This is a genomic window from Vibrio sp. Isolate32 (genome assembly GCF_022397955.1).
Taxonomy (GTDB): domain Bacteria; phylum Pseudomonadota; class Gammaproteobacteria; order Enterobacterales; family Vibrionaceae; genus Vibrio.
Genome location: NZ_JAKEUQ010000042.1, coordinates 1 through 24,100, shown reverse-complemented (window position 1 = coordinate 24,100; position 24,100 = coordinate 1). Strand labels below are relative to the sequence as shown.

The 24,100-nt window shown below is 42.5% G+C and carries 20 protein-coding genes and 4 pseudogenes; 9 read left to right on the top strand and 15 right to left on the bottom strand.

Annotated features, from left to right (window positions below):
- The 5 genes and pseudogenes from L1D11_RS22800 to L1D11_RS20760 form a co-directional block, all read right to left on the bottom strand.
- Positions 1 to 168: pseudogene (locus L1D11_RS22800) on the bottom strand (IS66 family insertion sequence element accessory protein TnpB); the annotation flags it as partial.
- 272 nt (positions 169 to 440) lie between these two features.
- The gene (locus L1D11_RS20775) at positions 441 to 950 is read right to left on the bottom strand and encodes an SLATT domain-containing protein (RefSeq protein ID WP_239834240.1); all 510 of its coding nucleotides are present in this window, start codon (positions 948 to 950) and stop codon (positions 441 to 443) included.
- Positions 951 to 965: 15 nt separating this feature from the next.
- Positions 966 to 1,172: a KTSC domain-containing protein gene (locus L1D11_RS20770; RefSeq protein ID WP_239862718.1), complete on the bottom strand. Its 207-nt coding sequence runs from the start codon at positions 1,170 to 1,172 to the stop codon at positions 966 to 968.
- A 13-nt stretch (positions 1,173 to 1,185) separates the two neighbouring features.
- On the bottom strand, positions 1,186 to 2,964 hold the full coding sequence (locus L1D11_RS20765) for an ATP-binding protein (protein WP_239833491.1): 1,779 nt from the start codon (positions 2,962 to 2,964) through the stop codon (positions 1,186 to 1,188).
- Complete coding sequence (locus tag L1D11_RS20760; RefSeq protein ID WP_239833490.1) at positions 2,957 to 4,126, bottom strand: SIR2 family protein; 1,170 nt, start codon at positions 4,124 to 4,126, stop codon at positions 2,957 to 2,959. The genes L1D11_RS20765 and L1D11_RS20760 overlap by 8 nt, the downstream gene beginning before the upstream one ends.
- 299 nt (positions 4,127 to 4,425) lie before the next feature.
- Here L1D11_RS20760 and L1D11_RS22795 point away from each other — a divergent pair, with 299 nt between their 5' ends.
- The 3 genes from L1D11_RS22795 (at position 4,426) to L1D11_RS20750 (ending at position 6,955) form a co-directional block, all read left to right on the top strand.
- Complete coding sequence (locus tag L1D11_RS22795) at positions 4,426 to 4,626, top strand: hypothetical protein (RefSeq protein WP_345772752.1); 201 nt, start codon at positions 4,426 to 4,428, stop codon at positions 4,624 to 4,626.
- Positions 4,627 to 4,632: 6 nt separating this feature from the next.
- Complete coding sequence (locus tag L1D11_RS20755; RefSeq protein WP_345772751.1) at positions 4,633 to 5,298, top strand: alpha/beta hydrolase; 666 nt, start codon at positions 4,633 to 4,635, stop codon at positions 5,296 to 5,298.
- A 364-nt stretch (positions 5,299 to 5,662) separates the two neighbouring features.
- Positions 5,663 to 6,955: a DUF726 domain-containing protein gene (locus L1D11_RS20750; RefSeq protein ID WP_239833489.1), complete on the top strand. Its 1,293-nt coding sequence runs from the start codon at positions 5,663 to 5,665 to the stop codon at positions 6,953 to 6,955.
- Between the two features lie 334 nt (positions 6,956 to 7,289).
- Here the strand turns inward: L1D11_RS20750 and L1D11_RS20745 are convergent, their stop codons facing one another.
- Genes L1D11_RS20745 through L1D11_RS20735 form a run of 3 tightly spaced genes read right to left on the bottom strand, consistent with a single transcriptional unit; the run spans position 7,290 to position 10,958 of the window.
- Positions 7,290 to 7,922, bottom strand: coding sequence for a glutathione S-transferase N-terminal domain-containing protein (locus tag L1D11_RS20745; RefSeq protein ID WP_239833488.1), 633 nt, complete (start codon positions 7,920 to 7,922; stop codon positions 7,290 to 7,292).
- Between the two features lie 14 nt (positions 7,923 to 7,936).
- Positions 7,937 to 9,139, bottom strand: a complete 1,203-nt coding sequence (locus L1D11_RS20740; protein ID WP_239833487.1) for a YbfB/YjiJ family MFS transporter — start codon at positions 9,137 to 9,139, stop codon at positions 7,937 to 7,939.
- Entirely contained in the window at positions 9,129 to 10,958 is a 1,830-nt protein-coding gene (locus L1D11_RS20735) for an FAD/NAD(P)-binding protein (protein ID WP_239833486.1), read from the bottom strand. Before L1D11_RS20735 ends, L1D11_RS20740 begins: the two co-directional genes overlap by 11 nt.
- Before the next feature lie 285 nt (positions 10,959 to 11,243).
- On the opposite strand from L1D11_RS20735, the pseudogene L1D11_RS20730 reads away from it, so the two are divergent.
- Positions 11,244 to 11,366, top strand: a pseudogene (locus tag L1D11_RS20730) (alpha/beta hydrolase); the annotation flags it as partial.
- A gap of 84 nt (positions 11,367 to 11,450) precedes the next feature.
- On the opposite strand, the gene L1D11_RS20725 reads toward L1D11_RS20730, so the two are convergent.
- Positions 11,451 to 12,959, bottom strand: a complete 1,509-nt coding sequence (locus L1D11_RS20725) for a DUF3360 domain-containing protein (protein WP_239833485.1) — start codon at positions 12,957 to 12,959, stop codon at positions 11,451 to 11,453.
- A gap of 315 nt (positions 12,960 to 13,274) precedes the next feature.
- Between L1D11_RS20725 and L1D11_RS20720 the strand changes: the two genes are divergently transcribed.
- The 3 genes from L1D11_RS20720 (at position 13,275) to L1D11_RS20710 (ending at position 14,982) form a co-directional block, all read left to right on the top strand.
- Positions 13,275 to 13,613: a hypothetical protein gene (locus L1D11_RS20720; protein WP_010441305.1), complete on the top strand. Its 339-nt coding sequence runs from the start codon at positions 13,275 to 13,277 to the stop codon at positions 13,611 to 13,613.
- A gap of 112 nt (positions 13,614 to 13,725) precedes the next feature.
- On the top strand, positions 13,726 to 14,598 hold the full coding sequence (locus L1D11_RS20715; protein WP_239833492.1) for a patatin-like phospholipase family protein: 873 nt from the start codon (positions 13,726 to 13,728) through the stop codon (positions 14,596 to 14,598).
- A 15-nt stretch (positions 14,599 to 14,613) separates the two neighbouring features.
- Positions 14,614 to 14,982 carry a hypothetical protein gene (locus L1D11_RS20710; RefSeq protein ID WP_239833484.1) on the top strand — a complete coding sequence of 123 codons (369 nt, stop codon included), beginning with the start codon at positions 14,614 to 14,616 and terminating at the stop codon, positions 14,980 to 14,982.
- A 381-nt stretch (positions 14,983 to 15,363) separates the two neighbouring features.
- Here the strand turns inward: L1D11_RS20710 and L1D11_RS20705 are convergent, their stop codons facing one another.
- Positions 15,364 to 17,526 (bottom strand): ATP-binding protein, encoded by a 2,163-nt coding sequence (locus L1D11_RS20705; RefSeq protein ID WP_239862716.1) that lies wholly within the window; start codon positions 17,524 to 17,526, stop codon positions 15,364 to 15,366.
- A 475-nt stretch (positions 17,527 to 18,001) separates the two neighbouring features.
- Entirely contained in the window at positions 18,002 to 18,457 is a 456-nt protein-coding gene (locus L1D11_RS20700) for an Lrp/AsnC family transcriptional regulator (RefSeq protein WP_239833482.1), read from the bottom strand.
- 142 nt (positions 18,458 to 18,599) lie between these two features.
- Between L1D11_RS20700 and L1D11_RS20695 the strand changes: the two genes are divergently transcribed.
- A complete protein-coding gene (locus L1D11_RS20695; protein ID WP_239833481.1) occupies positions 18,600 to 20,411 on the top strand; it encodes a PLP-dependent transferase in 1,812 nt (603 codons plus the stop codon).
- A gap of 56 nt (positions 20,412 to 20,467) precedes the next feature.
- Here L1D11_RS20695 and L1D11_RS20690 read toward each other — a convergent pair whose 3' ends face one another.
- Both L1D11_RS20690 and L1D11_RS20685 read right to left on the bottom strand, forming a co-directional pair.
- Entirely contained in the window at positions 20,468 to 20,713 is a 246-nt protein-coding gene (locus tag L1D11_RS20690; RefSeq protein WP_239833480.1) for a hypothetical protein, read from the bottom strand.
- A 162-nt stretch (positions 20,714 to 20,875) separates the two neighbouring features.
- Entirely contained in the window at positions 20,876 to 21,964 is a 1,089-nt protein-coding gene (locus L1D11_RS20685) for an acyltransferase (RefSeq protein WP_239833479.1), read from the bottom strand.
- Between the two features lie 398 nt (positions 21,965 to 22,362).
- On the opposite strand from L1D11_RS20685, the pseudogene L1D11_RS20680 reads away from it, so the two are divergent.
- Positions 22,363 to 22,866: pseudogene (locus tag L1D11_RS20680) on the top strand (IS630 family transposase); the annotation flags it as partial.
- 32 nt (positions 22,867 to 22,898) lie between these two features.
- On the opposite strand, the pseudogene L1D11_RS20675 reads toward L1D11_RS20680, so the two are convergent.
- Together L1D11_RS20675 and L1D11_RS20670 are read right to left on the bottom strand one after the other, a co-directional pair.
- Positions 22,899 to 23,291: pseudogene (locus L1D11_RS20675) on the bottom strand (transposase); the annotation flags it as partial.
- A gap of 39 nt (positions 23,292 to 23,330) precedes the next feature.
- Positions 23,331 to 24,100, bottom strand: a 770-nt coding sequence (locus L1D11_RS20670) for an IS66 family transposase (protein WP_239862714.1), incomplete at its 5' end; no start/stop codon positions are given.

Sequence of the window (24,100 nt, the reverse complement as noted above, 5' to 3'; positions counted from 1 at the left end):
CCGTACAAAGCCTTGAGAGACATCTGCTTTTTTGAGTTGCTGGCGCTTAGCATAAAACGTCGAGGGATTGAGTTCATTAAGCTTACAAAATGCAAGCGTTGACAATGAACTCGATTCAGACTGAGCGATGAGCGTTTGCCATTCTTGATTAGTGTGTCGTTTTCCCATTTCAAATCTCCTCATGGTTGGAGACTTGATCTTATTCTTCGCGCTAGGCGATTAGAATGCGGGTTTTATGGAGCGCTTACGAAATTTCAGCAAGCTAGTGAGTTTGGATGTGATCTAAAGCAGTTTAAACTCAAGTGAGTTGGAGTTGGCCTCGCAATTGCGAGGCCTTTTTGTTTGCTGGAACTAGAGTAGGTTGTTACTCGTATTGGGATAAACATACACGACTTAAACTAAAAATTTGAACAGTCTATATATCGTATTCTATTGTTTGGTTAAGCTTTCTTTTCCGCATGTAACTTATCGATTGCTGAACGCGGTGTTAATGGCGCGTTCTGAGACACGTATTCCCACTCTATGCGTAACACTTTCAATTTCGCATCTAGCTCGCTATATCCTAGTTTACCTGTAGTCTTATTTAGCTTCTCTAATTGCCTACGTAGCTTTCCATAAGAACCAGCGGCAGATCTATGCTGTTCAGCTTTTTCCGCAAAACGACCAAATGATACAACACCTGATAATGTTGCTGAAAGTATGCTCATAAGTATAAGTAATAACTTCAGATAACCACCAGTATCAAGAAACAACATTGCAGTTACAATCGTTGAGCTAACAATTAGTGCATATCCAGAAATATCAGCTCTCTTATATAACGACTCCGACGTAATATAATGACCAACTTGCGCATGATGTAATCTTTGTAGCCATTCTCCAATAAGCTCTTCAAGTTCATTTTTGAGTAAACTTGTATCTTGCTCCATTAGATGCAATTTTTCAGTAGTCACTGTGCTTCTTACCATTTATATCTCAGAATAACTAAAGGTGCTTTTGACATTGTGGTGTAAGTAAGAGCCAACTGATGCTGCACTCATTAATTCATCATAAATATACTCTGGGACATCGTAATATTGGTAAATTCCATTCTTGAATTCCACCTCTAAGGTCATGCTCTCAGCATCGTAACCAACAGAGACCAAATTACTTGATGATACGGCTACTCTTTCCATATGTTTCTCCAACTTAGTTAGTTTTCTTTGGGTTTTGTGTTCGCCAGCTATGAGTTAGCTTATCGAAGTTCATTGAACTCCATTTTCTTGCCCAATTTGTAGATACTTCAGGGTCACTACTATTAGGGAACTGTCCTTCTTTAGGTAGCCTGAATTTGAACCTCATCGGTAATCTTGCCGCTTCCCCGGTGACAATTGCTTCACCTGTTCTCAAGATTGGCAATGAATCGATTATTCCTGATAAGCCATCAGACATTGCTGCTTTTACTCTGGAGCGGTCGGTCGAATTACTTATTCTCAATGAAAATAGAGTTCCACATTGGGAAAGAATAGTTTCATCAATTTCAGATGGTCTTTGGCTTACTAACATTGAGCCAATTCCAAACTTACGGCCTTCTTTAGCTATTCTTCTGACCATCTTTTTTGTTAAACCATTGGATTCATTAGATAAGTATCTATGCGCTTCTTCCATAACGAGTAGTAGTGGATAAGTCTTCATTCCTTCATCATGATTGCGCCCCCATAAAGCGCTTTCAAACAAGATATCTAGTAATGATCCGAGCAGGAGGTCTAACCTTTCTGACGGAAGCAAGGATAGATCGATAACAGTGATAGGTTTATCGTGACCAAGCCATTGACTGAGCAAGTCTGGAATATCTTTATTTAAAGAATAGTTTTCTGTAAGGCTCCATTCATTGGGAGATAGGAAAAAATCATATTGGCTATCAAGTAACCTTGTCCTCATTAGCTCTAATTGCTTGTTCCAAATATTATTCCCTCCCTTAAACGGTGGGTTGGCTCCAGTTGCCGGAGGGTTAAATACAGGAGCAATTAGCTTACTATAGTCACCTTCTGAACCATCTTTAAATGCGGGGGTTTCCTGCTCTTTCTCCTGCCATGTAACCCTGTCTTCAAAACATAATCGTCCCCAAATTTTTCGGAGATTAAATGGTAGTGGGGTATATTGTGTAATCTTATCTTTATCTATATCCAATCCAGGATTCTTCTCAACGAACTGTTGTTTCTCAAATATTATTAGCTCTATAAATTTATTCTTAAGAGGTTCATTCTGACCACACAAGAACTCAATAAGTCGTTCCGGATTAACACACCAATATGGAATAATTAAGCTATTCTCGCCATCTGATGGCATAACTGAAAATACTTCAGATATTTCACTTAAAGCAGAGGAGTACTCTCCATGGAGGTCAAACAGGATTATTCTAGATGAAGGTGTTTGTAACTGCCCGTCAGGCTTGTTTACTATTGACCTTAAAAGACTAGCGACGCTTGTTGATTTTCCTGAGCCTGTAGAACCTAATATTGCAGAATGTCTATTGATCAACTTATCTAAATCAATGCTTACATCTATGCTATCTGAAGTTGAAAGCTTACCGATATTTACTTGACCAAGTTCGTTATGGCCGTAGATAGTCCTCAAATCACTTTCTGTTACTAGGTGTGCCTCATCGTAAATTGCAGGATATTGAGAAATACCCCGTTCAAAATCTGATCCAACAGACTCCCCAATTAGCTCCACTTTTATGAGCCTTCGCTCGGAAGATACATGATGTAAATCTGGATTTGGGCTAGTGTCATTAGTTTCAGAAATTAATCCAAATAAACTATTGTATCCTTGAGGAATTCGTACAAAACTACCTACTTGACCTATTCTATGAGCCTTTCCTTCAATCATCAGAAGTCCCGATCTCACATTTGGAGTGAGCTCAATACTCACAGATGAGCCATAAACAGATATTACCTTACCGAGGTAGGTTGGCTTACTATTCATTGAGCTCTTCCTCTTCTTGTAAGGATAATGATTTACCTCCGCCAGATCCCGCTAAGAATCGAGCTAAGGATACATAGTCGCCTAAGGTAAATTGACTATCTTCCCAATATTCATCTCTAATTACCCTCCAATTTTTGCTGGGTAGTTCACCGATCTTCCACTTAGCTTTCACTCCATTTATAACAGCACCGTCACGGCAATAAATGCTTAAGTTAGGTCTCTTTAGACCTACTTTTACGGCAGGTTCTTCACTCGCTAAGTTTTGATATTGTAGGGCTATAACTGCAGAGGAAGGGTTTTCAGATAAACATTCGTCTAACTTAGCGGTAATGTGTGCGTCCGCAAATGAAAAGCCAGTTGTTATCAACAAAGAATCTGGTTCAAGGAGGAAGCGTTTCAATCTCTCAAACATTGAGGAAAAAGGTGCTGCTTGAGTTTGATCATATTTAATATGAGATGGATAAACCATACTCCCATCTTCTTCACCTTGAAGGCGAATCACTTCGCCTTTTGGGTTTCGTGACCAGTTAATAGAGCCGTGAAGTTTCCATAGCCTAATCCACCTAGAAGGTAGATCATTACTCGAAATAGTCGAAGGATCGAAAAAAGCAGATTTTGACCCTGTAAAACCATCAAAATAAGGGGTACGAGAACGTTCCATGGCTTCTTCTAGTAATAGGTCATAGTTGGTAGTGAAAAGCTCTACTGCGTAATCTCTATTAATCCCATTAACCCACGAAATTAAGTGACTGTAAGGGTTTTCTTGTTCTGGTAATCCTTGGCTAACAACCTCTTTAATAACTTGGCAGATTATGACTGACAATTTTTCATAACCGACGCTATCCAAACCATGAATTTTTGTGCTGCCAATAACTGCGGCTAATGCACGAACTCTCGATAGAATTAGTTCAATATTTTTGTCACCTAACTCGGCAACTAGGGAGTCAAATGCTGTTTTGTTTTCTGCTTCTAAGTTACTTTCGACTATCTCTGTTAGGCCTTTGATATCAGGAATGAGAGACTTCCAGTTGCTTTCGTCCCCGACGTTTATACTTACTGGAGCCCCAGCTCCAATTAAGATACCGATTTTTTTCCTGCTGTGAGTAATGAGGTGGCGGAAGTCGTACATATACTGATCTGGATTGTGAACAGTTTCTACCATATTTTTGAACCGCTTGGTTAATTTCAAATTAAGCAGATAGTGCCATATTTAATTTGGTTCAAAGTTGATCGATCTCGATAAGTTCATCTTTTATATATAAAAACATCAAACCTTAATGACTTAATTGTCAGTACTGGTTTGGTGGCTTCATATTTCACTTTTAGTTTCTTAGTTCTGTGCTTAATTTTTGCTATACCCATATTCTTTGTTGACCCGTCTACAACTTCACACTTTATAGTAGCTCTATTGATTGAGAGGGGCGCTTTCTGTGTTCCTTCTAAAGTAAGTAGATAGACACTATGAAACGTTTAATTTTAAACATCGCACTCTTGGTATTCATGGCACTTGGTAGCTTTAATGCCATGGCTCATGATTCAACGGTTGAGTACGGTATTGCGATATCTCACGATGGTGAGCAAATTGCGTATGGCAAAAGTGGGAGTGGGGATACAGCGCTGATCTTCATTCACGGTTGGAGCTTAGACAGCAGGCTTTGGTAAAACCAAGTGAGTGAGTTTTCAAAGCAGTACCAAGTGATCACTATGAACTTAGCAGGGCACGGTAACTCATCGTTCAATCGTGAAGAGTACACCATGGTTGCGTTCGCTGAAGACATCAAAGCCGTCATCGACAAAGAGCAACTCGAATCCGTCATTTTAGTCGGGCATTCCATGGCTGGTGGTGTTATTGCAGAAGCCGCTAGACTAATGCCAAAAAGAGTGAAGGGCATTATTGGTGTCGACACATCTCAAAATGTCGCACTTGCGGTATCACAAAGCGACTTAGATGCAATGACCAAACCGTTTGAAGCAGACTTCCAAGCGGGCATCACTATGTTCGTGAAAGACTCGCTACCAAAAGACGTAGACGCAGATTTACTTTACTGGGTAACGCAAGACATGACATCAGCACCGCCAGCTATCGCGATAAACCAGTTCCGTCATTATCTAGGACAATACGTGACAGGCGAAGCTCACCGCGTGTATGAGAACGTGAATGTGCCAGTAATATTGGTTAACGCTCGCCTATGGCCAACGGACTCAGAAGCGAACAAGAAACACATCAAGGATTACCGTATTTACTACATTGAAGGCTCAGGCCACTTCCCAATGCTAGAGCAACCGCAGCAGTTCAACGCAACCTTGATGAAAGCGGTGAAATTAGTGAAGTAGGGCGGTTGTAATCATTCTATAGATAAAACTAAGGCCTCACGTGTGCGAGGCCTTTTTGTTTTATCTAAGGTTTTAGGGGAGTTCTTACAATGAGTTTGACATCTCAGATATAAAGTCATGGATACAGTTGAACTTATGAAGTTCTTGAACACGAGCGCTTTAATTTGGAATACTATTCTGTATAATGTAGAAGTCTTATTTACTTTAAGTGATCGCTATGTCCGCCCTTACTTCTTACTGTTCCCATTGTTATCAGAAAACAACTCACACGCTGAATGAAAAGAATCTCATTCATCGTAACGTGTATAAGTGTTCGAATTGCTTAAACCACTCGTTAGAGTGTAGAGCCTTGAAATGCAGAGAAATGGCAAAAGGAGCACTTAATCAAAAAATAATCGAAGACCTCGAAAAAAACGGTCTACTTGATATTAAAGGAGAGATGAAAAAAATATTCGCAGGCTGGAATGAAGAGTTTTGTGCGCAGCATGATGGGAGTATCCCACCATTCTCAAAGCTTAATGAAAAGTTGGATGACATTTCGAACTTCAAAAGTATTTTTGGTGAGACTAAAACCAATTATGTAAAAGCTGGCATTTATGCAGGTACTACCGCTGGTGCCGCTGCTGCGATTGCAGCTACTGTTTTCAGTGGCGGTACTGCATCAGCCCCAATTGCAGCTGCTCTAGGGAAGATGGGATTATTAGGAACAGCCGGTACTGGTACTGCCATAGCAACATTAAATGGTGCAGCTTTAACTTCTGCTTCTTTAGCTGCTCTCGGTGGATCTGTAGCAACCGGTACGGCAGTGATATCTGCAGCAGGTATAGCTCTTGGGGGAACCCTTGGGGCTGTTGTGTCGCATAACTATCTAAAAGAAGATAAGAGCTTCAATATTCATACCGTCGACAAAGGTTCTGATGACGTTATAACGATATTTGTTAACGGATTCACCCAAGAGAATGAACTAACTTTTTCGGACTGGAAGGAAGAACATCGGAAATACTACCCAAATGATACTCTGCATGGGGTGGCATGGCGATCTAAGACGATGTTAAAGATAGGAGGCGCTTTAGGTAAAGGTGCAGCAAAACAAGCTGGGCAGCAAGCAATGTTCCAAGCAGCCCAAAAAGGTGGAAAAGAGTTAGCTAAAAAATTAGGTCCTTTAGCTCCTGCACTAATCTTAAGTGACGTAGTTACAAACCCATGGCATACGGCAATGAAATATGCAGAAAACACGGGGGCATTGCTCGCAGACATAATAGCAAGGTGTGAAGGTAAGAAATTTAGGCTTGTTGGTCACTCTCTCGGTTGTAGAGTTATTTTTTATGCTCTTAATGCTTTGTCTTCAAAAAGGGAGCGGTTTGTTGATGATGTTATTCTGTTGGGAGCAGCAGTCTCTAGAGATGATAGTGATAAAATGTGGTTAGCTGCATCAAATGCTGTCGATGGTAAAATATATAATTGTTACAGCCGTAATGACTATGTTCTTAAATATTTATATCAAGGCGCAAATTTAGGTTTAAGTAGCCCTGCGGGTTATAACCCTATCAGAACGGATGCCAAAAAAGTCGTTAATATCAATTGCACTTCGTTTGCTGATTCACATATGACATGGAAGAAGCATTACTCTAAGGTCTTAATTAGGGTTTACGGATAACTTTTTATATTTCATGTACATTACTCAATGTGCTTGGGGATTAGTTGATTTTTATCATCGATAGGATCCTGGCTAAATGAATAGAAAGAAAACTAATGCCCAGCGACAAAGAATGTTCTCCCCCTCGTTCGTATATCTAAAGAGACCGGTGAACTCCATTTGAGGGGGAGCTAGAGGGGGAGGTTTTGGTTTACTAGAGCCGGTCAGACACGACCTTGATGAAAGCGGTGAAGTCAGTGAAGTAGGGCCGTTGTAATCATTCTATGGATAAAACCAAGGCCTCGCGTGTGCGAGGCCTTGTTAGTCTTGTTCAACACAACGCAGTTCAAAGCGATCAGGAATTTTTGTATTCGCAATAGTTAAGCTTTTTTGAAAGCGACTCTAGGCTAAGTGTTGCCAATGTGTCTTTAAAAGGCGAACTGTGTAAGGCAGTCGTGAGGATGTCGCACTCTTCTGCTGAAAGCAAATTAGCATGCCTGAATAAGACGTAATCTAATGCGATGTGTAGGTACAATGTTGAGAAGTCAGGTTTGAGCAAATCATCATTGCTTTTCAACTGCCTGATAAGCCCTTTAACGCTTCTTTCAATACCTTCCTTTCCCCTAATCGTTAGCACGTTTTGCTCAGCTTCGAAGCGGCTCAATGCAGCGCATCGAAATGCTACTTCCATCAACGTTTTACTTACTCCCAATAACGACATGCGTTGAGTGTCGCTAGCCTTGGTCGCTGCTAGCTTTTCTGTTGGGTATGCTTGCATGAGGAACTCGCAGATCGTTAAGCTCTCGGTCAGTGCAACCCCATCACTGGTTTCTAGAACAGGAATGGTACTAAATGGATTAACTGCGACCAATGTGCTCGGTGTTTGCCACGGGTCGACCCATTCAAGAACCATTGGAGCATCACATAAATAGGCCGTTGCCAGCACTGCCCTGGAGAATGGCGAGGTGTCGTTTAAATACAGTTTCATGAGCGATTCCTTTGCTAAGAACTTGTTTGAGCAGTGTTTAATGTCTGCTGTTTGGTTGATGTAAATGCGATGCAGAGTATCGACAAAATCAGTGCACTCGCGCTGATCATAAATAACAGGTTATAACTGGTGAGTTGAGGGGCGTAGTGAGCCATAACGAAGCCGACTATTCCTTGCGATATAGCAAACGCCATTGTCATTGCTCCCCAAGATTTCGTATGGAGTTGTGTCCCAACGATTTCTAGGGTGTAGGTTGATACCAGTGTTACGGTGCCCGGCGTAAACATACCGACCAACAAAGATGAAGCAAAAAGTGCTGTTTCACTGGTGCTTAAGAGTGGAAGAGCAACCCCGGCAGTTTTGCAAGTAAACGCCGCTAATAGTGCTTTTTTAAGTCCAAACTTATCACCTAATATACCGGTTACTATTGGTCCAATCGCTGCTCCTATACCAAAAACAGCCCAATAAAACCCACCGCTCGCAAAACTCATTTTTAGCTCTCGAACAATATAGTCGACCCAGAAAAGAGTATGAGGCAGATAGCCAATAGCGTTGAAGGTATAGGCTAACAGTACACAGCTAACACTGATACGCTCATTCTTAGATAAGGCATCAAACGTCGATGGACTTTTATCACAATGGTTTGGCTTAACCTCAAGAGACCAAGCGTTCCACGTCAGGACAGTTGCAACGAAAGCGATCGCTCCCATACCTAACCATGCACTCTCAACGCTTTGGTAGATAAGTAAAGGTATGATGGTTCCTGAAATCATCGCGCCAATACCGATGCCTGAAAACACGACGCCACTGATTCTTGCTTTCATTTCTTGCGGGTGAAGGCTGGTGATCACAGGGGGAGCGAGTACCATGAGTATCGCACCGGTTACACCAGCAATAGTTCTAAGTGTTAAAAACCATTCAAAGGGGGCAGACTTTAAGGCACAACCAAGATAACTGAAGCTACTTAGCAATAAAGAGGCACGTATGAGTGTGCCTGTTGAATAATATCTTTGTAAAAAGCTCGAAGCAGGTGCTCCGAAAATATAGCCAATCAGTGTAGCTGCGCCGAGTATGGAGGCATCTTCGCTTGATAACCACCCACTTTGAATGAGCACAGGCATTAATGCTATGTAGGCAAAGCGGCCAATACCATTCCCAACTAGTGTTGCTGCGAGCCCAGCGAAGGTGCTGCGGTTTAATAGTTTATTATGTGGCATATTCTTTACCTTCAGTTTGGGTTCCAGACAACTGTTTAAACAATGTATTGACAGCTCTACCAGCATCGACGATTGCCGTAGAATTAACACCAGGCCTAGGCACTATGAAGGTGTAAAATTTATTGCCTTCTGTAGGCATGCCTAATGCCCAAATGTTAATTTGCTCCATACCGTTGGCATTGATCACATTCATGTTCGGCGTTACATCAATGCCACCAGGGTGGTAGTCACCATTGAAGTACAGTCTTGCATATTGTTTAGCTAGAAGGTTTTCCCAGAGCTGTGTCCCATCGTCCTTTGGGCTGTGCATAGACACTTTTGCATGAATCTTTATGTCGGCTTGCTCTTGTAGTTCAGGCCATACCGTTGATTTGAGTGTGATCAAATGAGTACTTGAACAGCTCATCACTTCTGGCGAGGGGCCGAGATTTAGCTTGAGCACACCGCTTTTCAGCAAAGCAACCATCTCTTCAATTCTTTCCTTTGGTGGGCCTACAGCAATTCGGTTCATTAAAGGAATAAACACAGAGTCAACCCAACGATGTGACTCTTCGGTAAGGCCTTTAAAGTCGATAGCGTCTCGAATTATGTCTCTTAAGTCGCGTAACACATCGCTAGCAGACTTTATTGGGCTGCTTATGTTTCCTTTTTTTGCTTCTTTTATGTCGTCTTCAAGGTGATCTATCAGCCAAGCGATATAAACTTCTGGAGATTTAAGTGCGTAGCTGGGAATCGGTGCAGCGAGTTTTTCCCAACTGAATCTATCTTCAATAGGAATTGTTTTAGCAACTAAAATTTTTTGTTCATTCAGATTTGAATATAGGAATTGGTTGCAGAATTTTTGTGCGGCTATGAGTCCTTTCTTATCGCTAAGGTAGCTCTCGTAGTAAGCATACTCCATGTCTTTTATCAGTAAAGGAAGTACATCCTTGATAAAGTTGATCGAGCCCATCTCTCTAAGTTTTGCAACCTTTGAAGGTGTTAGGAATCTAGCATGGTATTGTTTAGATGTTCCTTTTTGGTTTTCAGCTCTACCTGATAAAGGGAGGCCAGTACGTGAATACGCTATTATCTTTGGTTCATTTCCTGAAGGTGAATATTCTAGGTTACCTCTTTGAGTTCGGATGAACTTACCACCACGCCCAATAGATAGCTCTGCCAAAATATCGCAAGCTGTCAGCCCAAGGCCTTGGAGGGCAACTGTTTGCTCTGAAGATACATGCTTTAGCTTATCTTTCACTGGGTATGGATTGGTAATTTCTTGTGCAGTATCAAGCTTGAGATGTTTGGGTTTTGTATGCCCTGTTGTTAAGTAAATATATTCAACATTAGTGAGGACATCTCGGTCATCTCGTAAATTCCAGGAATCGTCATCTAACTTATCGATATCAACAACTTCATGAGGTAAATAGTCTATCGTTATGTGAGGGGCTGAGATATCAACAAGATAGTGAAATACCCAGTTAAGATATTCACCAAAAAGAGAACGGGAGTAGTATTCGTTCGGTAATATTGCTTTTGGACTCAACTCATCTCGTGGCCTTTCACATAACCATTGGTAGAAAGTAGGCCCTGTAATCACATTTCTAGCTTCACTAACACTCTCGTCGGCGAACATTGTAATTTGAGAACTAACAGTATTGACAAGCAAATGATTCGGTTGTTTGACATCATGGCATCCCGAACCTGGAAGGTTTGGGTCAAAAATTTTGATCTCCAATGGTTGGTAGGGAGTGTCTATCGATAGAGCTACTATTCGCTCTAATACGCTTAGTCCGCGAGGACCAATGCCAATGATACCAATTGTTCGTTTTTTCATCGCAAGCCTTCATGGTTCGTTTGTTACTTATTTGTTTGAATTGTTGGAGCTACGTTAACATTGAGTGTTGGGAGTCCTCAATAGATTATTTACTCTAGTTAGGGGGCGGTTTACATTTTCTGTAAGTGTTAGGATTGTTATTTACACTTTCAATATTTTGCATTGCATGACGTAGAGAGCTATTCAGAGTCGAAATTAGATTTATTAGCGGTTATATCGGGTAGCTGAGTTAATTGATTACGGATTAACTGCTGGTAGCTTTTGAGTCTCTAGCCAGCTAGTCAAGAAGTGAGCGATAAAGACATTAAAAACTACAGCATATACTACATTGAAGACTCAGGTCACTTCTCAATGCTTGAGCAACCTGAGCAGTTCAACACAACGTTTATAAAAGCGGTGAAGTCAGTAAGTAGGGTGGTTGGAATCGTTGATAGAAAAACAAAGGCCTCGCGTGTGCGAGGCCTTTGTATTGAAGTTTAGTATCAATCGAGCTTAACGAAAGCTTGGGATAATCGCTGGAATGCCTGGTAGAAGGCCAACCAATGCCATCACACTTGTTAATACAACAAACATAACGCCCGGCAGTACCCAGCGGCTCATCTTACTCAGTTCACTGCTGCGTTCTTTACAACCGACTAAGCCTAAGTTGTCTAGAAGCATAGTGATAGACCAACCAAATGCCGGATTTACGAGTGCTGATGAGAACACAACAATCGCAGCTGACTGAGTTGTTTTGCCCTCACGCGTCATCTCCATTCCAGCTTCTAGCAGCGGAACGAATACACCAACAATCAGCGCAACACAAAGCACAGGTTGCCAGATAGCGAGATCCATCGGGTAACCCCAAACAGCCGCAATGATACAGAACAGAGCTGTGAGCAAAGCGCCTGCAGGAATAGGGCGTTTAGCAATCGCCGCTGGTACAATATAAGTCCCCCATGAAGACGTAAAATTAGTACCACCAAGCAGAGAACCGAACGTCTGACGAATTGAAGCTGTGGTCATGGTGTCATCAATATTCATGTGTACTTTTTCGGTACGCTCTGGATAGCTGATTTTTTGGAATACTTGATGCCCTAGGAAATCTGGAGACCACATCGCTACCGCTAGAATCGCGAATGGCAGTACTACCATGAAGTGTTCGATCGTCGGTAGGCCTAGCATCCAACCTGTATCTTCTCCCCACCAATACATAGGGTTCATGTTAGGTAAGCCTGGCTCAGTGTGAAAAGCAAATGGTGCACCCAAAGCAAATGCGATCGTACCACCCAGTAAGCAGCTAAGAGGCACAGCTAACCAACGCTTACGGAAGTGCTCCAATAACGCGTACAAAATGATGGTGCAAAAGATCACGACAAAAGCGATATGACTCATGCCAATTCCCTCAGCCCAAGCGAACAGCTTTTTAACTTGGGAAGCGGTTCCTACAAAGCCGAGGTAGAGCAACAAACCACCACACACGCCTTTACTGGTGAGGTTGGCCAACATGCTGCCACCTTTACTGATGGCCAAGAGTAAGCCAAAAGCACCTATCAGCAAGCCAAAGGCCATTGGGTGTCCACCAGCTGCAACAACAATAGGGATTAAAGGAATGAGTGGACCATGCGTACCAGCAAGGTTAGCGGTTGGTAGTAAGAAGCCAGAGAAAAGGATGATGAAAACTGAGGCGATAAGGAGTTCGTAACGAACGTTTTCTAGAATGAAGTCTTCATTTAACCCGAGCGCTCCAGCAAAGGTTGCTGCGATAGCGCCCACCATAACCACTTTACCAATGGTCGCGGCCATCGCTGGGATGGTGTCTTCTATTTCAAATCGGTAATCTTTAAACGGTAAGTTTGGACGCCAGCGCTTAGGCGACATGATTTGTAATTCGTGTTCTAAATACTGTTCTCGGGAGTCAAACTCTGAGCTTGGTTTGTGTTGTTGTTCATAGGAGAGTTCGTCCTCGTTGGCTTGAGGCTTATCTGTTCGTATATGTACCGACTCTAAAGTGCTGCTCATTTTGATTCCTTTCTTTCACACTCTGAGGTGTGTTGTTCCAACAAACGTAATTTACTCACGCAGAAGCGCAAACAACATGTCAACTTATAATTAAAGATTTATTAACATTTAGTTGTTATTACCTTATACCAAACCAAAAAAAACAAATAGACTCAGTTAGTTAGACATTAGTCGTAGAGTAGGTTGGCTAGTATTAGACTCTGTAGATAGTGTGTGTCTGGTTATTTGTAGTCCCTTAATTTCTCCCACGTTATGCACTTGATAGTGATAGAATCTCCGCATTAGAATTATCGAGAATCTAGGTATTTATAAACAATGTTTATCCATCATGTTAACGGCATCGACTGGCTAGTGATTACAGCTTTTGAAGAACTGAAAACGATGTTTATCGAAGATGCTGGCCCAATCCCAGCTTACTTCTCGACCGCCAGTGAATTGAGCCTGATTGATCAAGCCAAGCGCAGCTATGGATTTTTGCCGACACTCCGCGGTGTGATCACTGATACCGGCACGTACCAAAGTAAAGATCTTGAAGAAGATTTGAACCCACAGCTTGCGTGTATCGTTGAAGGGCGAGGTAGAGTGTTTATCTATCACGGCGATTACGTGGCTTTTGTCGATGACGAGCAAACCTTCATTACCCGTATGGACTGAGAGTGATTCAGTGAGCTGAGAACTGAGAACGGAGAACTGAGAACTGCGAATTGGTAAATTGGTAAATCGGCGAGTTAGCCCACATAGAATTTAAAACTAAAGGATTAATATGATGGCAAAAACGATCTCATTGGTACTTGGCAGTGGTGGCGCAAGAGGCTTGGTGCACGTTGGAATCATCCGTTGGTTAATGGAGCATGGCTATCAGATAAAATCCATCTCTGGCTGTTCAATTGGTGCACTTATCGGTGGTGTCTACGCTGCGGGCAAGTTGGATGAATTTGAAGAGTGGGTGACCAGTATCGACCAATCGGATATGGCTATGATGTTGGACTTTTCATGGCAATCGAGTGGTATGTTCAAAGGGGACAAGATCATCGACACACTACGTGAACTGATCGGTGAGATTTCAATTGAAGAGCTGCCTATCCCTTATACCGCTGTCGCTGCCAACGTCGCCGATGAAAAAGAGGTTTGGCTGCAATCAGGCTCTCTTTTTGATGCCATTCGCGCTTCTATCTCTTTGCCATTGTTCTTCACACCTCATGTTATTAAGGGCGAAGCGCTGATTGATGGCGGAGTGCTCAATCCCGTACCGATTGCGCCCACCTTTGGAGATAATACAGACGTTACTCTGGCGGTGAACTTAGGTGGTGAACCTGAATTGCTGCAACAGGAAACGATACCGGTTTCCCTACCAACAAAAGAGAGCAACCTGCATGAGAAGGTTGTTCACTTTATCGATAATCTCGGTAGCAGTGTAAAAAGTAAAATGAGCTTTAATTTTGCTGCCTACGACATTGCCAACCAAGCGTTTGATGCGATGCAATCGACCATTGCTCGTCAAAAACTGGCCGCTTACCCCGCCGATATTACGCTTGAGATCCCACGTAATGTCTGTGGCACCTTAGAGTTTGATCGCTCACAAGAGATGATAGATAGAGGCTACCATTTAGCACAGGCTAAACTGGGCAATCGACTTTAATGTATTTGCTGCTGAATGAGAATATTTATGGAAACTGAACTAAAAGAGCTTGAACTCCACGAGCTTATGGCAACAAAAGATGTCATCGTGCTCACTAGCTTAGAAGAAGCTGCCGTATCTTGGCTGATAGGGTGCTATCAAGAGAACGCTGATATCCAGATTATCGAGAACGCACACCAGCTAGATACCGAAGCGGTTTTGGCGCAATGCCGAGACAGCCTGAGTGAAAATAAAAAGGTCATACTTACCGCGCAGTTTCGTAGCCAGTTGCCTATTATCAATATCGCTTCACTGTGTAATGAGAAGCGTAAATCATTGACCAATATAGAGTTGTCCGGCTGGGATAAAGTAAATCGCCTTCCTCATTCTTATTGTAGTTTCTAGGGTCTGTTGACCTTTCGTGGTTAAATTTTGTTCGGGTAGGGGCGCCTAGCTCGAACCCTTCGGGCAGCGTTTGCTGGCCATTTCTACTACGTTATCGGCTTCTCATGTAGGCTAGCTACACATCGACGCTTCTGCCTTGTATAAATACCCAGCAATTCGCTGCAAAAATCAGTTCGAAAGATCAACACGCCCTAGACTATGTACTTTTCGCCGCGCCTAAAATGATTGTATCTCGAACAACATTTAGCAAGATCAACAGACCGTAGTAAACCTTAAATGAGAAAGAGAGTGATGGATTAAGTTCGCTGCTTAGAGGTTATAAAAAAGTAGGGTAAAAGTAGCGCTATGTGCATTACATTAATAATGCAGAGCAAATGATGACTAGCTTGCGCTATCTATCGCTTTAATATGGTTGAGGTAGCGAGAAAGTGCTTCGACAAGATCTGATTTAATCAACGGTTTAGTTAACACTTCATTTGCGCCAGCCTCTATGAAAGCTTGGGTAGATGTTTGCATGATATCAGCAGTCCAGCCAAAGATAACAAGGTCATCATGTCCAGCTTGTCGTATTTTCCTAACTGTCTCCAAACCAGTCATTTTCGGCATGTGGTTATCAATAATCGCTAGGTTGAAGTGACCCGTTTCTAGATGTGTTAAAGCATCATAACCATTGTCACAGGTAATGCACTCAATGTTTAATTTATCTAAAAATCCGTTGGCGATGATACGGTTCATCTTATTGTCATCTGTCACTAGAACCTTAAATGGAGTCAGATCGACTTCTTGCGTTGTTAAAATGTTCTTATCCTCAGACGCAACCGTTGGTAGGTCGATAACAAAGCTGAAGTGGCTTCCTATACCCAGTTCACTTTTCACATTAAGCTTGCCGTTCATCATAGTTACAAGCTTATGACAAATCGCTAACCCTAGCCCCGTGCCACCATAATTTCTTGTTGTCGATACATCGGCTTGTTCAAATTGATTAAAGATTGAACTCAGCCTCTCATTAGGGATTCCGATACCGCTATCTTCTACTGCAAACTCAATTGCAGACTTACCCAGAGGTTTGATGGTGACGTTGATTGAGCCACTTTCAGTAAATTTGAGTGCATTTCCTACTAAATTAAGAATGACCTGTCGAATTCGAACGGAATCACCAAAGTATGAAAAGGCGGCATTGTTATCATCAAGCAAAGAAAACCCAATACCTTTCTCTGAGCACAAGGTTTGATAGGTGTTCAATACGGGATTAGTAATGTCGGACATTTTGAATGGATGCGGATCAATCTCCAAACAGTCATTTTCTATTTTGGCTAAGTCTAAAATATCATTCAGAATAGCGATTAAGTGCTCGCCTGAACCTAGCGCTAATCGGAGCACCCCTCTCTGCTCTTCATGTTCTAAGTCGTCGACAAGCATTTGCAGAATACCAAGCAAGCCGTTCATTGGAGTTCTAATTTCATGACTCATTGTTGCCAAAAATAGTGATTTTGCATCATTCGCTTGGTGTGCTTTAATTACTTGTTCTTCTAATTTCGACTCAAGCTTCTTAAAATCCGTGATATCGCGTTCAATCGCGATAAAACGTTCAACGTCACCCTCCTCGTTACGCAAAGGTACGATGTCAATGTCGACCCAATAGGGCCTTTTGTCGATGGCGTAATTCAATATTTCAGCTTTAACTTGATTACCTTTATGGACAGCTGAACCTATCCGGCGTGCTGTTTCAAGACAAGTGTCTTCCCCTTGCAAAAAGGAGCCTGGTTTTAGCCCTTTCACTGAGTCTAAGCGAAAGCCTGTCATTGTCTCAAAGGCACTGTTTACCCAATCTATGCGCCCTTGCTTATCGGTTATAACAACGCCATCTCTAGCCGTTTTGACTACCGTTGCAAGAAGGTGGCTTTCACGTTCTTGTTCTGCTAATCGTTTGTTCGAATCTTCAAGTAGCTTCTTCGACCCTTCTAATTCTCGGTGGGGGTTAACGAATAATTTTTGCCCCATCAAAAAAACCAAAATAGAGCTGAACGCTAAAACAATCAAAAGCCCATTTAATAGTTCCTTTTGCAAGCTGAATAGCTGATCAGTAACAAAAGAGCGGCTTACCCCCTGGGTTAACACCAAGTCTCCTCTGTTCAATGCTGTTTGAGTCAATAACCAGTCTTCTTCATTGTATTTATTCTCAACTGATGTGTGTGAATTAACGTTATTTAGGTCATTTGCTTTAATAAGAGAAGCGATCGGGAAGCTTACTTGACTAAGTTCATACCAACGCTCTCTATTTGTGACAAACGTGCCAAAAAACTCATTATAATCAACAGCCGTTTCACCATATAAAACTCCTGTAAAATCACCGACTTGATGCAGGGGAATAAATAATTTGATACAGATATGATTGGTGTCATCGTGCAAAAGGTACAAGATGTGGTCATCGACTTCTTCACTCGCTATCGCATCAAAGATAGCTTGCTCTTGCTTTGAGGCCGGATGACGAAATGTATCCTCAAACAGCAACTGGCCAGTTCGATCCCGCACTGCAAATTGCATCGATTGGTTCTGGCCTTTGAATCTTTCTAGGTGAAATGAGAGGCGCTCTATATTTGAGCTCGATACTGCGTCGATAACTCCTTGGTGCTGAGAAGCCAAAATAATACGGTCTTCTGCAACCTCGAGGTATTTCTCCATAAAAATTTTGGCAGACTCAAGCTCAAAGCTACTGTTACCACGTTGCAATTTTTTTACGGTCGATTGACTGTGATTCGATAGCACATAAAGTGAGATGCCACCGTACGTCAAAGACGTGAGCAAAAGAAAGAGTACAATCAACACTTTGGGGCTTATTGAAGATAGCTTGGTCATACTTAAATATTTTCCAGATTATTTTTCGGGGCTATATAAAAATATAGGATAAATATCTTGTTTATGGTCTTGTTTATTCTATGGATACAGAAACCCTCGGATGAATGGTTAACTCCGCATGGAGTTGTAACAGTCAGTACCCCCTGCATGCACCGGGGAATATCTACCTTATAGGCAGCTTGGCCTTTGTCTTTACCTGCCCAAACGCGAAGCTTGATTCAATAGAGGCGATATTGGGTAGGCGGGTTAATTGTTTGCGGATGAATTGTTCATAGCTTTTGAGCGATTCGCTTACCACATGCAATAGGTAATCGTGATTGCCTGTCATCAAAAAGCACTCTAACACCTCATCAATTATTTCAATGTGCCGCTCAAAGTCTCGCATGTTTTCTTCTGTCGGTTTTTCAAGTTTGACCAACACAAACACATTAAGCGGTAGGCCACAGGCTTCTTGGTCAACCCTAGCGTGATAGCCACGAATAACCCCTTGTTTTTCTAATGCTCGAACTCGACGCAAACATGGGGAGGGCGATAGTGCGACTCGATCTGCCAGCTCTTGATTAGTCAGCCGAGCGTTGTTTTGCAGTTCAGCCAGTATTTTCTTGTCGATCTCGTCCATTGGCATATTCCATCAATATTGAATTTGGTTTGGCAATATTATTGCTCAAAGTGTATGTCTTAGCTCCCAAATAGCAATTTTTAACATCTGCGCAAAACTAAAGTTAAAAGAGGGACAATAAACATGGAATGACTTAGGAACTATGAATACTTCAACTCAACTTAGTCCGCTGCGTAAAACAACCAAACACGAACAAGCAGAAGCCCTTGCCATTGAGCAAGCCAAGCATTTTGGTATCGACCCAAAAAGTGATTATGGCATCACACTGATTGAATTGGCGACGACACTGTACAAAGCCAATACTAAGACACACGACCTTTGGGCGTTGACGGTTAATGGACTCTCAGAACTCGACAAGAGTGACCGAATCGCTTGGTTTAATGCGAAACGCTTCTTGTCATTCCAGATCGCTAAGATCCTCGACAACCTACAAAACCCAATGCGCGCCACCTACCAATCAATTGCCACCAATAATGGTAACTTTGCCTCGAAAGGCGCGTATCCTATCTTCGATAATGTCGCCGCTATATTCGCCGCGAGCCCTGTGATTACGCGTACCGCGACTTATTTGTTTGCGTGTACGGAATGGATTGAAGACGCATTCAACGGTAAAGAGCCACTGCACGATATCTATTCTCGACTTCTCAACCCGACATCAATTTCACTGGCGAACCACATGGTTGATCTAGAGGCCGGCTCAAGAGCCAATGAGTACCTCGCATGGAACTTTAACTCCGGCATGGCGGCCATTGATGGGTTGTTGAGTCACTTGCTTGGGCATGAGGACATTGTATTGGCTTCACGCAACATCTACGGCGGTTCTTACCAGCTGTTGGAAGATTGGTTTGGCAAGCCGTCGAATCTGAATATCGCGGTAGAGTGGGTCGATGGTTACTCCGGTGATGAGTTTGCGACTCGCTTAGATGAGGTCGCCGATAAATACGCAGATCGTCTCACTTCCGGTAAGAAAATCTACGTTTACCTAGAGTCACCGTGTAACCCGCATGGGTACGTGTTGGATGTTGCTAGTATCAGCAAAGTTGGTCACTCTCGTGGTTGGGATGTGATTGTTGACTCGACAGTGGGCACGCCTTTATTACATCCAGTACTGAAACGTGGTGATGTGATGGAAAGGCCAGATTATGTGATTCACTCCTACACCAAAGAACTGGCGGGTGCTGGCACCACAACTGCTGGGGTTGTGATTGGGCGTAACGAGACTATGTTTGTGCCAAAAGGAGAAGAGGTCTCTTTCATCAAACCTAACGGCAATGAGACCACAATCCCATGGAACGAAACCTTGTTTTGGAATGTGTATTACATTAAAGGCGCATTCTTAGATGCAGACAAAGCGTTTGAAGTGCTCAATGGCATGAAAACCTATGAGATGCGTGTGGTGCAAAAAACGATTAATACTCTAACTCTGGCGAAGATCTTTGATGCTCACCCAGACATCAATGTCTCGTGCCCAGCTTTACCAAACAGTGATAACTATGAGCACTGCCAGAACAACATGCATTTAGGATTACCTGCTGCACTATTCACTATCGACTTGGAAGGTAACGGCGAGCGTGCGCCTATCAATTGTGATGGGTTTAAACAGTTCTTCGACATGCTTGAACCCGCAATCGGTATGCAAGTGAGCTTAGGGCAAACCAACACGGTGGCGTTGTGTCCAGCACTGACTACGCATTCAGAACTCAGCGATGAAGCGCTCAATGAAGCAGGCATCAAACCGACTACAATGCGTATCTCTATTGGTTTAGAAGATCCTAGAATGTTCATTGCTCATATTGTCGAGGCCGCTAAATTGTCGATTGACCGTAAGCACGTCGATTTCTCGTCGAGCTTCCTGAGTGGTGACAGTATCGATGAAATCTATATGCAAACCTATATGGATGTACACCAGAGGTTTGTGAAGAGTTTGCCGAAGTTTCGGCAGCTGAGTCAGTAAATAAAAAACACCCTGCCGGCTTAATAACTGGCAGGGTGCTTATCTCAACCAATTTCTTAGTCCTTGGTTTGATGACCTGTTTTCTTGGCGAACTTTTGCATCGCTTCGGCAAACGTTGTTGTTCCGCCTTTCACTTTAACTTGCACTACCTTGTATCCCAGATTTTCCAGCGCATGGCGCTCTGCTAAAACCGCTTTATCATCTGGCAGGCTGCCCTGTACAGGCTGATGAATGTAACATCCTTCTAATTGACCATCTTCGACCAGTTGGTGGTGTTTCAGTGCATTGATTTCAAAATTCATAGTAAGTCTTTTCGTGTAAAATGGAGAGCCTCTGTGGCAAGTCCGTAAGTATTTATCATTTTATCGTTTGTACCATACGGCATTTTAACCACAACAAGCTAGTACAAATGACTTCATTCAAAGGTATCGTCTAGAAGCATATGGTGCCTATTGTGTGCTCATTTAATACCCGATTAGGTATCTTGTTTTTTTGCTACCTCGAAATACCATCTTCATTATTTTCGCACACAAAACGGATGTGACTACAATTCCACTGCAGATTCCTATGTAGAGAGTCATGTTAAAGTCGCTTTTTAAAGTGCCACCAAAATATTTAGCGTCTGCGATTTCGAGGGTCAATAGCAACCACGGGTGGATGAAAAAAATCGCAAAGCTTGTATCTGAAATAGTGTCTAAATATTTGGATTTAAAACTCAATTTTTCAAGAGTTCCATACAGAAAAAAGATGAGGGCAACCTTTTGAATAAAAACAACATCTATCCCATCGTATTCAAAAAATGGCTTGTGTGAATTACCATTGATACCAGTGTAATTTTGATAAATAGACAGCATGACAACGATAAATAGCAACAGAAGTAGTGTCTTACTATTTAAGCAATCAGTGACCTTATCTTTATTCATACACACGCTAATCCCTATCAAATATATTGGCGTAAAATACACCAGAGACTGGAGTGGGTTAGTCCCTTCAATCGCTCGATGAACGAACAAAGACAGTATCGAAAGTAAACAAATAACCGTAAGCTGTGACCTAGGCGCTAATTTGATAAAACGCATGTGCATAGGAGCAGATAAAAAGCACAAAAGAACAAAGGGGATATACCAATAGGCAGTGAGGAAGTGCCCTGTAAACAAATACTTTATTGCGGTGATGATGTCTGGATCTGACTGTTCGAACAATACACCATTGCGGTATGCACTTTCCGGATCAACCATGTTCTCAATAGGATTAAAGTAACCCCAATTAAGGTAATAGAAAGCGAGGGTGGCGATGCTTCCAAGAATCAAGTAAGGCACACCAACATTTTTAAATTTCCCAAGAACGAATTTACTGTAGCCATAGCGACTGTAGAAGACGTGGTAAAACATATAACCTGATATAAAAACGAAGAGCGATGTACCTCCAGTTATTATGTTTTTTAGAATATTTCCAATCTCATCAGTGCTCGATAGTCCGTAAGTATACGAATGTCCCATGACGATTAGAATGATGGTAATCCCTCTAAAATTACTTATTGATTGTAGGAACATATAAATTTCTCTTTTTATGTTGGCGTCGAATTACCCCTTATTAAACTATAGACCCGATTAAACGTTATTCTTGCCATTTTAAGACCCTGCACAATTGAGCTGCCTAATTTTTATTATGAGGTAGAGGTTTAAGCTTTGTTATTGTGTCTTCAGGTCGTAGGAAATTTAAAAAGTAAATTTTTGAGTTTTATGTCGCTAAGTATTTGTTTCCTAACAAGTATGGTGGGGCGCAAGGATAAAGTTAGCAATAAAATTAAAGCGAGATAATTTTAAAATAGATAGCTTGGCAGTAGATAGAATGTGCCGAGAATGAAATTCTACTTACCCCTACTTCCAGGGGGAGAGCGTAGGGCGTTATTCAATCAAAATCACGATCGATTTGACGATCACATTTAGCTTTGATCATATATACTCGTGATAGTCGAGTATGCGATCGCATTAAAGCGGTGTTACTTGCCTCTGAAGGTTGGAGGCAGGCTATGATTTCTCAAGCCCTTCGTATTCATGAATCGACTGTCGCTCGCCATCTCAGCGATTATATGCTTTCAGAAAAGCTTGAGCCTGAAAATGGGGGCAGCCCAAGCAAACTTTCAGCGACTCAAACCATGCATCTTATCGAACATTTGACTGAGCATACCTATTCCTACACTCATCAAATTGTCGCTTATGTTAAGGAGAAGTTTGGTCTTAGCTACACGGTTTCAGGCATGAATAAATGGCTTCATCACAATGGGTTGAGCTACAAGCAACCAAAAGGTATTCCACACAAGTTTGATGAAACAAAGTAGCAAGCCTTCATCGCAGCTTACGAAGCCCTAAAGGCAAGTTGCGGCGAGGATGAGTCGATAGTTTTTATCGATGCCGTTCATCCAACACTGTCGACCAAAATCTCCCATGGTTGGTATGCGCCCCATGAACCCACGGGGCGATGTTGTTAATGTTTGAAGTTCCAAGGTAAGAGCGCATCAATATCAGGCTCAGCTTTCGCGAGCTCTTTCATGCACTTGACCATGTAGTCGTAGAGGATAAGGCCGTTGGCTTTCGCAGTCTCGACGATGCTGTAAAGCATCGCGCTCGCATCAGCACCATTTGGTGTGTTCGAGAATAACCAATTTTTTCTGCCAATGACCAGCGGTTTAATGGCGCGTTCAGCACGATTATTATCGATAGATAAATGACCGTCATCGATATAGCGGATAAGTTTCGGCCATTGGCCGAGCGTATACTTAAGCGCTTTTCCTAATGGACTAGAGCTTATTACTTGTTGAGACGTCATCCAGTCGTACAGCTCATCCAGTATCGGCTTTGCATGCTGTTGACGTTCTGCTTTTNGGTATGCGCCCCATGAACCCACGGGGCGATGTTGTTAATGTTTGAAGTTCCAAGGTAAGAGCGCATCAATATCAGGCTCAGCTTTCGCGAGCTCTTTCATGCACTTGACCATGTAGTCGTAGAGGATAAGGCCGTTGGCTTTCGCAGTCTCGACGATGCTGTAAAGCATCGCGCTCGCATCAGCACCATTTGGTGTGTTCGAGAATAACCAATTTTTTCTGCCAATGACCAGCGGTTTAATGGCGCGTTCAGCACGATTATTATCGATAGATAAATGACCGTCATCAATATAGCGGATGAGTTTCGGCCATTGGCCGAGCGTATACTTAATCGCTTTTCCTAATGGACTAGAGCTTATTACTTGTTGAGACGTCATCCAGTCGTACAGCTCATCCAATATCGGCTTGGCATGCTGTTGACGTTCTGCTTTTCGTGTTTCGACAGTCGCACCTTTTAAGCGGGATTCTATCCCATAGAGCTTCTGGATTTTAGCCAGCGCTTTATCTGCTTTGCCTGACTTGCCTTTACCTTGAAGCTTCTTAGCATCCATGAACTTACGTCGTGCATGCGCCAAGCAGCCAACATTGGTTACCTGGTGAAGACCATCATAGGCACCATAGCCATCGGTTTGCAGATAACCACTGTAATCCCCCAAGAAGGCAACAGGGCATGCCCTCGCGCGACTGTTTTGATAGTCGTACAAGGCGATATTCTTTACATTCGGCAGTGCAGCGTCGGGCGAGTCTGCGCCCGAGCAGTAGAGCCACATATAACACTGTTTATCTTCTTTGAGGACATTGAGCG

Excerpts from the sequence above, each read along its gene's own strand:
- L1D11_RS20770 (WP_239862718.1), bottom strand. The coding sequence starts at position 1,172 with ATGGAAAGAGTAGCCGTATCATCAAGTAATTTGGTCTCTGTTGGTTAC.
- L1D11_RS20765 (WP_239833491.1), bottom strand. The coding sequence starts at position 2,964 with ATGAATAGTAAGCCAACCTACCTCGGTAAGGTAATATCTGTTTATGGC.
- L1D11_RS20760 (WP_239833490.1), bottom strand. The coding sequence starts at position 4,126 with ATGGTAGAAACTGTTCACAATCCAGATCAGTATATGTACGACTTCCGC.
- L1D11_RS22795 (WP_345772752.1), top strand. The coding sequence starts at position 4,426 with ATGAAACGTTTAATTTTAAACATCGCACTCTTGGTATTCATGGCACTT.
- L1D11_RS20750 (WP_239833489.1), top strand. The coding sequence starts at position 5,663 with ATGGCAAAAGGAGCACTTAATCAAAAAATAATCGAAGACCTCGAAAAA.
- L1D11_RS20745 (WP_239833488.1), bottom strand. The coding sequence starts at position 7,922 with ATGAAACTGTATTTAAACGACACCTCGCCATTCTCCAGGGCAGTGCTG.
- L1D11_RS20740 (WP_239833487.1), bottom strand. The coding sequence starts at position 9,139 with ATGCCACATAATAAACTATTAAACCGCAGCACCTTCGCTGGGCTCGCA.
- L1D11_RS20735 (WP_239833486.1), bottom strand. The coding sequence starts at position 10,958 with ATGAAAAAACGAACAATTGGTATCATTGGCATTGGTCCTCGCGGACTA.
- L1D11_RS20725 (WP_239833485.1), bottom strand. The coding sequence starts at position 12,959 with ATGAGCAGCACTTTAGAGTCGGTACATATACGAACAGATAAGCCTCAA.
- L1D11_RS20720 (WP_010441305.1), top strand. The coding sequence starts at position 13,275 with ATGTTTATCCATCATGTTAACGGCATCGACTGGCTAGTGATTACAGCT.
- L1D11_RS20715 (WP_239833492.1), top strand. The coding sequence starts at position 13,726 with ATGGCAAAAACGATCTCATTGGTACTTGGCAGTGGTGGCGCAAGAGGC.
- L1D11_RS20710 (WP_239833484.1), top strand. The coding sequence starts at position 14,614 with ATGAGAATATTTATGGAAACTGAACTAAAAGAGCTTGAACTCCACGAG.
- L1D11_RS20705 (WP_239862716.1), bottom strand. The coding sequence starts at position 17,526 with ATGCAATTTGCAGTGCGGGATCGAACTGGCCAGTTGCTGTTTGAGGAT.
- L1D11_RS20700 (WP_239833482.1), bottom strand. The coding sequence starts at position 18,457 with ATGGACGAGATCGACAAGAAAATACTGGCTGAACTGCAAAACAACGCT.
- L1D11_RS20695 (WP_239833481.1), top strand. The coding sequence starts at position 18,600 with ATGAATACTTCAACTCAACTTAGTCCGCTGCGTAAAACAACCAAACAC.
- L1D11_RS20690 (WP_239833480.1), bottom strand. The coding sequence starts at position 20,713 with ATGAATTTTGAAATCAATGCACTGAAACACCACCAACTGGTCGAAGAT.
- L1D11_RS20685 (WP_239833479.1), bottom strand. The coding sequence starts at position 21,964 with ATGTTCCTACAATCAATAAGTAATTTTAGAGGGATTACCATCATTCTA.